Source organism: Kosakonia sp. LAM2021 (genome assembly GCF_016620385.1).
Taxonomy (GTDB): Bacteria; Pseudomonadota; Gammaproteobacteria; order Enterobacterales; family Enterobacteriaceae; genus Kosakonia; species Kosakonia sacchari.
In genome coordinates this window covers 1,059,747-1,072,215 of record NZ_JAENHT010000001.1, presented here as the reverse complement: position 1 = coordinate 1,072,215, position 12,469 = coordinate 1,059,747, and the positions used below count along the sequence as shown (strand labels likewise).

At 49.9% G+C, this 12,469-nt stretch carries 10 protein-coding genes, 2 tRNA genes and 6 other RNA genes; 13 read left to right on the top strand and 5 right to left on the bottom strand.

Annotated features, from left to right (window positions below):
- The first annotated feature begins 257 nt into the window (after positions 1-257).
- Complete coding sequence (adhE, locus tag JKP81_RS05105; protein ID WP_200550819.1) at positions 258-2,936, top strand: bifunctional acetaldehyde-CoA/alcohol dehydrogenase; 2,679 nt, start codon at positions 258-260, stop codon at positions 2,934-2,936.
- Between the two features lie 65 nt (positions 2,937-3,001).
- Here the strand turns inward: adhE and tdk are convergent, their stop codons facing one another.
- Positions 3,002-3,616, bottom strand: coding sequence for a thymidine kinase (gene tdk / locus JKP81_RS05100; protein ID WP_200550818.1), 615 nt, complete (start codon positions 3,614-3,616; stop codon positions 3,002-3,004).
- Between the two features lie 546 nt (positions 3,617-4,162).
- On the opposite strand from tdk, the gene hns reads away from it, so the two are divergent.
- Positions 4,163-4,576: a histone-like nucleoid-structuring protein H-NS gene (gene hns, locus JKP81_RS05095; RefSeq protein ID WP_017457162.1), complete on the top strand. Its 414-nt coding sequence runs from the start codon at positions 4,163-4,165 to the stop codon at positions 4,574-4,576.
- A 275-nt stretch (positions 4,577-4,851) separates the two neighbouring features.
- On the opposite strand, the gene galU is transcribed toward hns, so the two are convergent.
- The 3 genes from galU to rssA form a co-directional block, all read right to left on the bottom strand.
- Positions 4,852-5,763, bottom strand: coding sequence for a UTP--glucose-1-phosphate uridylyltransferase GalU (gene galU / locus JKP81_RS05090; RefSeq protein ID WP_200550817.1), 912 nt, complete (start codon positions 5,761-5,763; stop codon positions 4,852-4,854).
- Between the two features lie 198 nt (positions 5,764-5,961).
- Positions 5,962-6,975 (bottom strand): two-component system response regulator RssB, encoded by a 1,014-nt coding sequence (gene rssB / locus JKP81_RS05085; RefSeq protein WP_200550816.1) that lies wholly within the window; start codon positions 6,973-6,975, stop codon positions 5,962-5,964.
- 90 nt (positions 6,976-7,065) lie between these two features.
- The gene (rssA, locus tag JKP81_RS05080; RefSeq protein WP_200550815.1) at positions 7,066-7,974 is read right to left on the bottom strand and encodes a patatin-like phospholipase RssA; all 909 of its coding nucleotides are present in this window, start codon (positions 7,972-7,974) and stop codon (positions 7,066-7,068) included.
- A gap of 110 nt (positions 7,975-8,084) precedes the next feature.
- Between rssA and JKP81_RS05075 the strand changes: the two genes are divergently transcribed.
- The 10 genes from JKP81_RS05075 to JKP81_RS05030 all read left to right on the top strand — a co-directional run bounded on the left by JKP81_RS05075 (position 8,085) and on the right by JKP81_RS05030 (position 10,857).
- Positions 8,085-8,543, top strand: coding sequence for a YchJ family protein (locus JKP81_RS05075; RefSeq protein ID WP_200550814.1), 459 nt, complete (start codon positions 8,085-8,087; stop codon positions 8,541-8,543).
- 48 nt (positions 8,544-8,591) lie between these two features.
- A complete protein-coding gene (gene purU / locus JKP81_RS05070; protein WP_016495830.1) occupies positions 8,592-9,434 on the top strand; it encodes a formyltetrahydrofolate deformylase in 843 nt (280 codons plus the stop codon).
- Between the two features lie 173 nt (positions 9,435-9,607).
- A non-coding RNA gene (locus JKP81_RS05065) (RtT sRNA) lies at positions 9,608-9,749 on the top strand.
- A gap of 26 nt (positions 9,750-9,775) precedes the next feature.
- Positions 9,776-9,860, top strand: a tRNA-Tyr gene (locus tag JKP81_RS05060).
- A 43-nt stretch (positions 9,861-9,903) separates the two neighbouring features.
- Positions 9,904-10,035: non-coding RNA, RtT sRNA (locus JKP81_RS05055), on the top strand.
- Between the two features lie 34 nt (positions 10,036-10,069).
- Positions 10,070-10,154: transfer RNA gene (locus tag JKP81_RS05050), tRNA-Tyr, on the top strand.
- A 45-nt stretch (positions 10,155-10,199) separates the two neighbouring features.
- Positions 10,200-10,331, top strand: a non-coding RNA gene (locus JKP81_RS05045) — RtT sRNA.
- A 43-nt stretch (positions 10,332-10,374) separates the two neighbouring features.
- Positions 10,375-10,506: non-coding RNA, RtT sRNA (locus JKP81_RS05040), on the top strand.
- Positions 10,507-10,549: 43 nt separating this feature from the next.
- Positions 10,550-10,681, top strand: a non-coding RNA gene (locus JKP81_RS05035) — RtT sRNA.
- Between the two features lie 44 nt (positions 10,682-10,725).
- A non-coding RNA gene (locus tag JKP81_RS05030) (RtT sRNA) lies at positions 10,726-10,857 on the top strand.
- A 148-nt stretch (positions 10,858-11,005) separates the two neighbouring features.
- Here the strand turns inward: JKP81_RS05030 and JKP81_RS05025 are convergent.
- On the bottom strand, positions 11,006-11,449 hold the full coding sequence (locus tag JKP81_RS05025) for an Lrp/AsnC family transcriptional regulator (protein WP_200551070.1): 444 nt from the start codon (positions 11,447-11,449) through the stop codon (positions 11,006-11,008).
- 109 nt (positions 11,450-11,558) lie between these two features.
- Between JKP81_RS05025 and JKP81_RS05020 the strand changes: the two genes are divergently transcribed.
- Positions 11,559-12,446: a DMT family transporter gene (locus tag JKP81_RS05020; RefSeq protein WP_200550813.1), complete on the top strand. Its 888-nt coding sequence runs from the start codon at positions 11,559-11,561 to the stop codon at positions 12,444-12,446.
- Positions 12,447-12,469 lie beyond the last annotated feature (23 nt).

The window sequence follows — 12,469 nt, the reverse complement described above, 5'->3', positions numbered from 1 at the left end:
GTGTCAGCTTCGCTGAAATTTGATGTAGATCACGCATTGCTTACTCAGAAGTGGGTAATCTTGATGGCACGAAAAGAGCTCAAAAGTGTCAGTAAGTGCGTTGTATCCTCGAGGCTCTTTCAGTAAATCAGTGGTGGATGGTTTAGCGTTAACTCTTTGTTTTTATGAAATTTACGCAACCTGCAGCCGGTCTGTCTATACTTTCCAATTAGGCAGCTGGTTTACTAAAAGAGTTTAAACATTATCAGGAGAGCATTATGGCTGTTACTAATGTCGCTGAACTTAACGCACTCGTTGAACGCGTGAAGAAAGCCCAGCGTGAATATGCCAACTTTACTCAAGAGCAAGTAGATAAAATCTTCCGTGCTGCCGCTCTGGCTGCCGCAGATGCTCGTATCCCGCTGGCAAAAATGGCGGTTGCCGAATCTGGCATGGGTATCGTTGAAGACAAAGTGATTAAAAACCACTTCGCTTCCGAATATATTTATAACGCGTATAAAGATGAGAAAACCTGCGGCGTGCTGTCAGAAGATGACACCTTCGGCACAATTACCATCGCAGAACCAATCGGCATTATCTGTGGTATCGTTCCGACCACTAACCCAACCTCTACCGCTATCTTTAAATCGCTGATTAGCCTGAAAACCCGTAACGCGATCATCTTCTCTCCACATCCTCGCGCTAAAGATGCGACCAACAAAGCTGCCGATATCGTACTGCAAGCAGCCATTGCGGCTGGTGCCCCGAAAGATCTCATCGGCTGGATTGATCAACCGTCTGTAGAACTGTCTAACGCACTGATGCATCACCCGGATATCAACCTGATCCTCGCTACTGGCGGTCCGGGCATGGTGAAAGCAGCGTACAGTTCCGGTAAACCGGCTATCGGTGTAGGCGCGGGTAACACCCCGGTTGTGATTGATGAAACTGCCGATATCAAACGTGCAGTGGCATCTGTACTGATGTCTAAAACCTTCGATAACGGCGTTATCTGTGCTTCTGAACAGTCCGTTGTCGTAGTTGACTCTGTTTATGACGCGGTCCGTGAGCGTTTTGCAAGCCACGGCGGTTACCTGCTTCAGGGTAAAGAGTTGAAAGCAGTTCAGGACATTATCCTGAAAAATGGCGCGCTCAACGCCGCTATTGTTGGTCAGCCTGCTTATAAAATCGCTGAACTGGCCGGTTTCACCGTTCCAACGACCACTAAGATCCTGATTGGTGAAGTGAAAGTTGTCGATGAGAGTGAGCCGTTCGCCCACGAAAAACTGTCACCGACGCTTGCCATGTACCGCGCGAAAGATTTCGAAGACGCGGTCGAAAAAGCAGAGAAACTTGTCGCTATGGGCGGTATCGGTCATACCTCTTGCCTGTATACCGACCAGGATAACCAGCCGGATCGCGTTGCTCACTTCGGTCAGAAGATGAAAACCGCGCGTATCCTGATTAACACCCCGGCTTCTCAGGGTGGTATCGGTGACCTGTATAACTTTAAACTCGCGCCTTCCCTGACTCTGGGTTGTGGTTCCTGGGGTGGTAACTCCATCTCTGAAAACGTTGGTCCGAAACACCTGATCAACAAGAAAACCGTTGCTAAGCGAGCTGAAAACATGTTGTGGCACAAACTTCCGAAATCTATCTACTTCCGCCGTGGCTCTCTGCCAATCGCGCTGGATGAAGTGATTACTGATGGTCACAAACGCGCGCTTATCGTGACTGACCGTTTCCTGTTCAACAACGGTTATGCAGACCAGATCACTTCTGTGCTGAAAGCGGCTGGCGTTGAAACCGAAGTGTTCTTTGAAGTTGAAGCAGACCCAACACTGACCATCGTGCGTAAAGGCGCTGAATTGGCGAACTCGTTTAAACCAGACGTAATTATCGCTCTGGGTGGCGGTTCCCCGATGGACGCCGCGAAAATTATGTGGGTGATGTACGAACATCCGGAAACCCATTTCGAAGAGCTGGCGCTGCGCTTTATGGATATCCGTAAACGTATCTATAAGTTCCCGAAAATGGGCGTGAAAGCGAAAATGATCGCTATCACCACTACTTCCGGTACCGGTTCTGAAGTTACGCCGTTTGCGGTAGTAACCGATGATGCAACAGGTCAGAAATATCCACTAGCAGACTATGCTCTGACGCCGGATATGGCGATTGTCGATGCCAACCTGGTGATGGATATGCCGAAATCCCTGTGTGCCTTCGGTGGCCTGGATGCGGTAACTCATGCACTGGAAGCTTACGTTTCCGTACTGGCTTCTGAGTTCTCTGACGGCCAGGCACTGCAAGCGCTGAAATTGCTGAAAGAGAACCTGCCAGCCTCTTACAACGAAGGCTCAAAAAACCCGGTTGCTCGTGAACGCGTGCATAGCGCCGCTACCATCGCTGGTATCGCCTTTGCCAACGCCTTCCTTGGTGTGTGCCACTCCATGGCGCACAAACTGGGTTCGCAGTTCCATATTCCGCACGGTCTGGCTAACGCCCTGCTTATCTGTAACGTTATTCGCTATAACGCGAACGACAACCCGACTAAACAGACTGCGTTCAGTCAGTATGACCGCCCGCAGGCGCGCCGCCGTTATGCAGAAATCGCCGACCATTTAGGTCTGACTTCTGCCGGTGACCGTACCGCAGCGAAAATCGAAAAACTGCTGGCTTGGCTGGAAAGCATCAAAGCTGAACTGGGTATTCCGAAATCTATCCGTGAAGCTGGTGTACAGGAAGCTGACTTCCTGGCAAACGTGGATAAGCTGTCTGAAGATGCGTTTGATGACCAGTGTACTGGTGCGAACCCGCGCTACCCGCTGATCTCCGAACTTAAACAGATCCTGCTGGATACTTTCTACGGTCGTGAGTACAAAGAAGGTGAAGTGGCGGTAGTGAAAGCTGAAGCTGCTCCCGTTAAAACAGACAAAAAAGCGAAGAAACCCGCTTAATTGTTAATGCTAATAAAAAACCCGCTTCGGCGGGTTTTTTATTGCTAAAGAGAAGAAGCGAAAAGCTAACCTCTGACGCGTTGCTGAATCGCCGTTAGAGATCCCTCTTGCAGGGCTTCTTTGTAGTGTTTGCGGCACACGGAAATATAGCGTTCATTGCCGCCAATAACCACCTGTTCGCCTTCGTTATAAGGACGCCCCTCTTGATCAAGGCGCAGCACCATACTGGCTTTACGCCCACAGAAACAGACAGTTTTCAGCTCGACCAGTTTATCTGACCAGGCCAGCAAATATTGGCTACCCACAAATAACTCACCGCGAAAATCCGTGCGCAAACCGTAACAGAGCACCGGAATATCCAGTTGATCGACAACTTCAGATAACGCATACACCTGCTCGCGCGTTAAAAACTGGCACTCGTCGACCAGCACACAATGCACAGCTTGTTGTTGATGCTCAGCGTTGATTTCGTCAAACAGCGATGAGTTGTGATTAAACAAACGCGCTGGTGAAGATAAGCCGATACGAGAGCTAACCTTGCCTGCTCCGAAGCGATCGTCAATTTCGGCGGTGTAAACCACCGTGCGCATCCCTCTTTCCTGATAATTGTAAGAGGATTGTAATAACGCCGTTGATTTCCCCGCATTCATTGCTGAATAGTAGAAATAAAGCTGTGCCATTGCGTGCAAAACCCCAATCAAAGTGTGATATTCCCGGCGCGGAGTGTACCATATTTTATCTGGTCATCCTGCCGTTGCTCCGCGATTGAAGTAAATCAATCCCCGATAGCAGACTCATAGATATTCCAATAGTTAATCATCTGAGTTGTTACTGCCAAAGAAACAGCAATAAGAAATTCATGATCTTACAAATTTTTTTAATCGGAACATTCTCACCCCAGTATACGGAAATTATTAATAATTTAAGGAAGAAGCACATTCAACGCTGGAATACTCAAGGTCGATATTTATCCATAACGGCTATAAACGCGGATCAGATTAATCAGAAGTTTATGCATAAACACGCCGTCAAAGGCGCTGCCAGTACATCGGTATAAGATGTTTTTTGTGCGTTTCTTCAAGAAAAATTTAAGTTAGCGATATTTATAAATCGACTTAATAAAGCGGCATTTTGAATTCCTTACATTCACAGCTATTGCACTGGCGAAATTAACGCTCTATTATTAGCCCGACAAACCACCCCAATATAAGTTTGAGATTACTACAATGAGCGAAGCACTTAAAATTCTGAACAACATCCGTACTCTTCGTGCGCAAGCAAGAGAATGCACTCTGGAAACGCTCGAAGAGATGCTGGAGAAATTAGAAGTTGTGGTTAATGAGCGCCGCGAGGAAGAAAGCGCTGCCGCAGCTGAAGTTGAAGAGCGTACGCGTAAATTACAGCAATATCGTGAAATGCTCATCGCTGACGGTATTGATCCGAACGAATTGCTGAACAGCATGGTTACCGCTAAAACCGGTACTAAAGCAAAACGTGCAGCACGCCCGGCTAAATATAGCTATGTTGATGAAAATGGCGAGACCAAAACCTGGACGGGTCAGGGTCGTACTCCGGCAGTAATCAAAAAAGCAATGGACGAACAAGGCAAACAACTTGACGATTTCCTGATCGAAGAGTAATCAAGCCAGATTTCAAAAGGATCCCGCCAACTGGCGGGATTTTTTTTGACAAAGCACACATTCTCTTCACAAATATAGTGTATGGCGTTTGGAATATACGTTTCTCAAATGCTTATTGCTCAAATCCTGGTCAATTCATTTATTGTTTTGTGCGATATCTTCTGCGCAGCTTTGCCGTAATCTTTTCATTCGGAACATTCATAAATAAAAAAGGCAGGAGATAAGCAGTGCAATGCACTATTAACTCCTGCCTTATTCAGACTAAAGAAAGCGTATTATGCTTTCCCGGCGCCGACGGTTTCTTCAAGCCAGGCTTTAAATTCCTCGCCCAGCGAATTGTGACGAATACCGTACTCTACGAATGCGCGCATATAGCCAAGTTTATTACCGCAGTCATGGCTTTTGCCTTTCATGTGATAGGCTTCTACGGTTTCTTTTTCGATTAGCATATCGATAGCATCGGTAAGCTGGATCTCATCACCCGCTCCCGGAGGTGTTTTCGCCAGCAGCGGCCAAATTTCTGCGCTCAGAACATAACGACCTACAACGGCAAGATTAGAAGGTGCCACGTTAGCTTTCGGTTTTTCAACCACGCCCACCATTGGAACGCTATCACCCGGATTCAGCGTTGCGCCTTTGCAATCCACCACGCCGTAAGCGGTAACATCATCCACAGGTTCAACCATGATCTGGCTGGCACCGGTTTCGTCAAAACGTTTAATCATCTCTGCCAGGTTATCCTGGGAGAGATCGGATTCAAATTCATCCAGAATAACGTCGGGCAGAATAACCGCTACGGGTTCGTTACCTACAACCGGGTGCGCGCACAATACGGCATGACCCAGCCCTTTCGCCAGCCCCTGACGCACCTGCATAATAGTTACGTGCGGAGGGCAAATAGACTGCACTTCTTCCAGCAACTGACGTTTTACGCGTTTTTCCAGCATTGCTTCGAGTTCGAAGCTGGTATCGAAGTGGTTTTCGATAGAGTTTTTAGATGAATGTGTTACCAGAACGATTTCAGTAATGCCGGCAGCGATACACTCATTTACGACATACTGAATTAATGGCTTATCAACCAGCGGTAACATTTCTTTAGGAATTGCCTTAGTCGCTGGTAACATCCTGGTTCCCAATCCCGCAACCGGGATTACTGCTTTAGTCACTTTCGAATTTATTGCAGCCATTGAAAATCTCCTGGACTGTCCATGCTTGAACATGTTCATGAATTAACTCGCGTCTGAGTATATCAGTACCAACCCATCGACCAGGTCTGAAAAGGACGCGCTTACATCTAATTAGGACTAATACGCATAAACTGCGGCGATAGTACCACCCGTTTTTATGCGGTGGGTAAATCTATCTGCAATGTATGATTCGATCGCTCATTCCGCGCTCAACATTAAACGCAGACGCCCGCCAGCGCCCCATACCTGACATTGCCAGGAGTCGCAACGCTGGCTCAGCTGATTAAAATAGGTATTGCCAAGCGTACCGAGAGGCACCCCATTGCTGATTTGAATTTGATGATCGCCGGTATTTAACGTTGCGTTAAGACCAGCCGAAACGAGTATCAGGTTTTTCAATTCACTGTGGTAATAACCCACAAGTAGCGGAAACTGGCCGGGTAAATTAGCCTGGTGCAATAATTGATTTACCTGCTTGAGCAGCGCGCCCATCTCGGGTAAACGCTGACGCTGGTGAGAAAGTTGTTCTTGTAGTAACCCATTAAATAAGGCGCGCAGCAGCAGCGCCGCCAGCACGCCGTTATTTTCTGCCCGCGTCACGTCCAGGCAATAAAACGCGAGATCCTGGCCTGATATCGGCGCGATATCCAGCACCAGACCGGGGTTTTCAACAGAAACCAGTTGGCGATAATTAACCCGACAACCGGAAATAACTTGTTGTACCGGTGGCTGAAGTTCCTGCAATAAATTCGCCGCGGCCTGTGGATTATCGACCAGCGCGTCCCAGTCCTGGAACAAACGCTCCTCTTCCTCAACGCGTGAATTAAACATATTGGGATAAAGACAGGCGAAGAGCGTTTCTTTTAATCGATTAAGATCTTTAACGGGTTTAAGAACAACATCCTGAACGCCAAGACGCAATGCTTTGGCGATATCCGCCATGTTTTCTGTCGCCGATATCACAAGCACCGGTGTTTGCATTCCCCGATTGCGTAACGTCTCAATGAGAACAAGGCCATTCATCCGCGGCATTGCAAGATCGCAAATCATAAGATCGGGATTATTAGCTACCAACAGTTCAAGAGCGACAACCCCATCTTCCGCCAGCAGGGTTAGCGCGCCTAAAGATTGCAACCACGAATCCAGCAGAGAGCGGAAAACGGGCTCGTCTTCAACGATCAGTATCTGTTTTCCGGTCAACGGCTGCGTCATCTTATCTCCCCTGCCTGACGATAGATCAATAGTGGCATGCTTCGCCGATAATCGCCTGTCAGAATTTGCTGAAGTCTATAAAAACTCTACTTACGAAAGGGTCCGTACTAACGGAAGCAACTCATCCATTTTCTTTTCTGTCGCCAGTTGCCCTGCTGCAATAGCGGCATCTGCCCGATGAAAATCGAGTGTCGAAATTTGTGGGCAAAGAGGTTGCAACAGAATATCTGGCGGATCGCCAGCCATACGATTACGTTTGAGCCGGTTTTCAAGCACCTGAATCGAGGTGCTCATGATTTCCATTGCTGTGGGCGCGATTGGCCGTTTTGGCGTTATCCGCCCCAGCCGTTCACGCAGGCGTTGATGCCAGCGCTGCGTGGCAACCGCGTCGCTGTCTTTATCATTATTTGAAAGATTCACCGACAGCAGATCTTGCTGCATCAGGTGTGCGTCATGCTGCAAATCCACCGCAATCACCACATCCGCGCCTAACGCGCGGGTAAGGGAAACCGGTACGGGATTCACTACCGCGCCATCCACTAGCCAGTAACCATTATGCGGAACCGGTGACATTAACCCGGGCATACTACAGGAGGCGCGAACAGCATGATGCAAATCCCCTTCGGTGAACCATAGCTCGCGCCCGGTGCTAAGGTTGGTTGCCACAGCGCCGAAGCGTTTCTGGCAATGGCTAAAATCCGCGAACGGCAACAACTGGCGATACTGATTGAACACGCGTTCACCGCGTAACAGACCACCACGCTGCCAGGAGAGATCCATCAGCCGCAGCACATCCCAGTAACGAAAAGAGCGTACCCATTTTTCCAGCGACGGCAGACGTCCACACGCGTAAGCAGCACCAACCAGTGAGCCAATGGAACACCCTGCCACAATATCAATTTCGATACCCGCGCGTTGTAATGCGTTAATCACGCCGATATGCGACCAACCTCTGGCCGCGCCGGAACCTAGCGCCAGACCAATTTTTACCTTTCTCATTACGCGTATTTTACTTCCCCCGGCTTACTGTAGCCACAGCGCTACGGCTCAGTTAACATATCGCTACCCTGGCGCCAACGCGCCGTTATTTTTATTCCTGGAATGCTATTTTGTCACAGTCTTGCCCTTGCGGTAGCGCTCTGGAGTATAGCCTATGTTGCCAGCCTTATCTGTCTGGTACGCAGGTTGCGCCGGATCCGTCACGCTTGATGCGATCGCGCTATACGGCTTTTGTGTTACATCAGTCAGAATACCTGGTAAAAACCTGGCACCCATCTTGTGGCGCTGAGGCGTTCCGCCAGCAAATTGAAGCGGGCTTCGCGGCGACCACATGGCGCGGACTGACGATATTTGAACATGCTTACGGCGAAAATGATAATGAAGGCTTCGTCAGCTTTGTGGCGCGGTTTAATGAGCACGGTAAAGACGGCGCAATTATCGAACGTTCCCGATTCTTAAAGGAGAACGGCCAGTGGTACTATATCGACGGAACGCGGCCGCAATTTGGTCGTAACGATCCCTGCCCTTGCGGGTCAGGTAAAAAATTCAAAAAGTGCTGCGGACAATAAGCCTGCCAGCACCTTATAGCAAACACCATCAACAGGATTTACCCGGCAATGCATTCAACACAACGTAAAATTTTGCGCACCATTTGCCCAGACCAGAAAGGCCTCATCGCGCGAATCACCAATATTTGTTACAAGCACGAACTGAACATTGTGCAGAATAATGAATTTGTCGATCACCGCACCGGGCGTTTCTTTATGCGTACCGAGCTCGAAGGTATTTTTAACGATGCCACATTGCTTGCGGATCTCGATAGCGCGCTCCCGGAAGGTTCGGTACGCGAGCTGAATCCAGCCGGTCGTCGCCGCGTTGTCATTCTGGTCACCAAAGAGGCGCACTGCCTTGGCGATTTGCTGATGAAAGCAAATTATGGCGGACTGGATGTCGATATTGCCGCCGTGATTGGCAACCATGAAACGCTGCGTTCTCTGGTTGAGCGTTTTGATATTCCGTTTGAACTGGTTAGCCATGAAGGCCTGACGCGTGAGGCCCATGACCAGCAGATGGCGCAGGCCATTGAAGCGCACCAGCCGGATTACGTGGTACTGGCGAAATATATGCGTGTATTAACGCCAGAGTTTGTCTCTCGCTTCCCGAATAAAATTATCAATATTCACCACTCATTCCTTCCCGCTTTCATTGGCGCCCGCCCTTATCATCAGGCTTACGAGCGCGGCGTGAAGATTATCGGTGCTACTGCGCACTATGTGAATGACAATCTGGATGAAGGCCCAATCATTATGCAGGACGTGATTCATGTGGATCACACCTATACCGCCGAGGATATGATGCGCGCGGGTCGGGATGTCGAGAAGAACGTGTTGAGCCGCGCGCTGTATCAGGTGTTAGCACAACGCGTGTTCGTTTACGGCAATCGCACGATTATTCTTTAACCATTAATTTAATGCGTTGTTCGGCTTTGCATCGTTACGGGCAAAAAGCAGACAACTGATTCATTTTTCTCGTTTCAACGCTTTACAGCGGCGCGTCATTTGATATGATGCGCCGCGCTTCCCGAGATGGAAGCAGGCCAGTAACAAATAGCTTTACCCCGTGGTGGGGTTCCCGAGCGATCATAAGGTAGCTGACTGCAAATCTGCCGTCATCGACTTCGAAGGTTCGACTCGAGTGCCAGCGAGAGAACGTTGCCAGAGGCAACGGCCCGAAGGGTGAGGAGCATTTGCTCCGAATAATCCTTCCCTTTCGTAACATCACAACAATGTAGTAGCCCCGTGGTGGGGTTCCCGAGCGGCCAAAGGGAGCAGACTGTAAATCTGCCGTCATCGACTTCGAAGGTTCGAATCCTTCCCCCACCACCATTATTCATCACAGCGATGTGATAACACCGTTAAGTGGTTTTGATGCTTGCACTTATCGGGAAGGGTGAGAACCTTCGATTAAGGTTCGACTCGAGCGAAGGCGAGAGAACGTTGCCAGAGGCAACGACCCGAAGGGTGAGGAACGAAGTGACGAATAATCCTTCCCCCACCACCATCTACATCTTGCATCGACAATTTGATTTTCCCCTGGTGGGGTTCCCGAGCGGCCAAAGGGAGCAGACTGTAAATCTGCCGTCATCGACTTCGAAGGTTCGAATCCTTCCCCCACCACCATCTCTTCAAATAAATCCTCAGTCTCAATAATTGCGCCAATCCTTCACATTCACCGTTTGGGGAAGGACGAGAACCTTCGACTAAGGTTCGACTCGAGCGCATGCGAGAGAACGTTGCCGCAGGCAACGGCCCGAAGGGCGAGGAACGAAGTGACGAGTAATCCTTCCCCCACCACCATCTTTAAATAAATCCTCAGTTTCAATAATTGCGCCAATCCTTCACATTCTCCGTTTGGGGAAGGACGAGAACCTTCGACCAAGGTTCGACTCGAGCGCATGCGAGAGAACGTTGCCGCAGGCAACGGCCCGAAGGGCGAGGAACGAAGTGACGAGTAATCCTTCCCCCACCACCATCTTTAAATAAATCCTCAGTTTCAATAATTGCGCCAATCCTTCACATTCACCGTTTGGGGAAGGACGAGAACCTTCGACTAAGGTTCGACTCGAGCGAAAGCGAGAGAACATTGCCGCAGGCAACAGCCCGAAGGGCGAGGAACGAAGTGACGAGTAATCCTTCCCCCACCACCATCTTTTCAAATAAATCCCTATTCCCAAGCTTCTCAGTTCCTGCATGTATTACCGATCCGGGAAGGACGAGAAGCTTCGATTAAGGTTCGACTCGAGCGCATGCGAGAGAACGTTGCCGCAGGCAACAGCCCGAAGGGCGAGGAACGAAGTGACGAGTAATCCTTCCCCCACCACCCTCTCATCTTATGAAACCCAGTTCTTCAAACCGCTCTGTTCTTATCGTATTGCCGAGCCAAAAAGGACGAGAACCTTCGACCCAGGCGAGGCGAGCAAACCTTGCCACAACGGCAAAAGATGGCGCTCCGCGCGGCTGGCAGATGAGCCTCACAGCGGCGGTAACCGCCGTTTAACCGGCGAGCTTTTCACTATCGACGTATTACACTGCGCATATTCGGCAATACCATCCAGCAACGTATCCAGTTGCTCAATCGAGCGCACCACCAGCCGCATAACAAAACAGTCTTCTCCTGTCACTTTGTCGCATTCGATGCATTCCGGCAGCGCCTGGAGCATTTTATCCACCTTCTGCAACATGCCTGGCATCGGGCGAACACGCACCAGCGCCTGCAAGCGGTAATCCAGTGCGGTCAGGTTTACGCGCGCGCCATAGCCTTCAATCACGCCGCGCTCCTCCAGCCGTTTCACGCGCTCTGCCGTGCTCGGTGACGTCAGCCCTACTCTCGCACTTAACACCTTCAATGACTGGCGGGCATCCTCTGCCAGAGAGGCCAGAATTGCTCTGTCGATATCGTCAATAAGGTAATCCATCATCTTCACCTAATTTTTAAAGGAATTAATCGCCATACACCTTACAACAACCATATAAAGCTGGCCGCCGTTTTTTCACAATATGCCAACAACCTTCAGGAGATGAAAAATGAAAACTATCCCTAATGGCGCCTGGCAGATGAGCCTGGCAATGCTGATTTCCGGGTCGATTGGCGCATTTGTGCTGCTTAGCGGTCTGCCGGTAATTGATGTCGTTTTCTGGCGCTGCCTGATAGGCGCCGGCGCACTATTTCTTTTTATCCGCTTTAGCAGACTACCGTTCACACGTCTTGCGTTGCCGGTGTTACTGCTGGCGATAGCGGGCGGTATCGCGCTGGTGATTAACTGGCTGCTGCTGTTCGCTGCTTACAGCCGCATTTCAATAGGGCTGGCCACCGTGGTCTACAATACCCAGCCTTTTATGTTGGTGCTGATGAGCATGTTGCTCGGCGAGCGTGTTACGCTTATGAAGTGGGGATGGCTGCTGGCAGCATTTTCCGGCGTTGTGCTTCTGCTGCTCAGTGAATTGCATCACCCGAACACCCAGTGGCTTATCGGTATTGCCATGGCGCTGGGCGCTGCTTTTTTCTATGCTGTCACCGCGTTAATCACCCGCCACCTTAAGCAACTTCCGCCGCAGCACATTGCCCTGATTCAGGTATTGACCGGCACGGTGATGTTATTGCCGCTGGTTCATCTGCCTACCTCCGGCGGGACATTGCCATGGGGTATTCTGCTAACGCTCGGCATTGTACATACCGGCGTGATGTATCAACTATTGTATAGCGCGATCCAAAAGCTCCCCACCCCGCTGATTGGCTCGCTGTCGTTTATCTATCCGCTGGTGGCGATTGTGGTGGATAACGCGCTGTTCGGGCATACATTAAGCGCGGTACAAATGGCGGGAGGTGTGTTAATTCTGCTGGCTGCCGCAGGCAATAATCTTGGCTGGGGCGAGCGAAAAAGCGCGCCAGCGATAGTGCCAACGCGACAGTAAAAAAAACCCCGCAATGCGGGGTC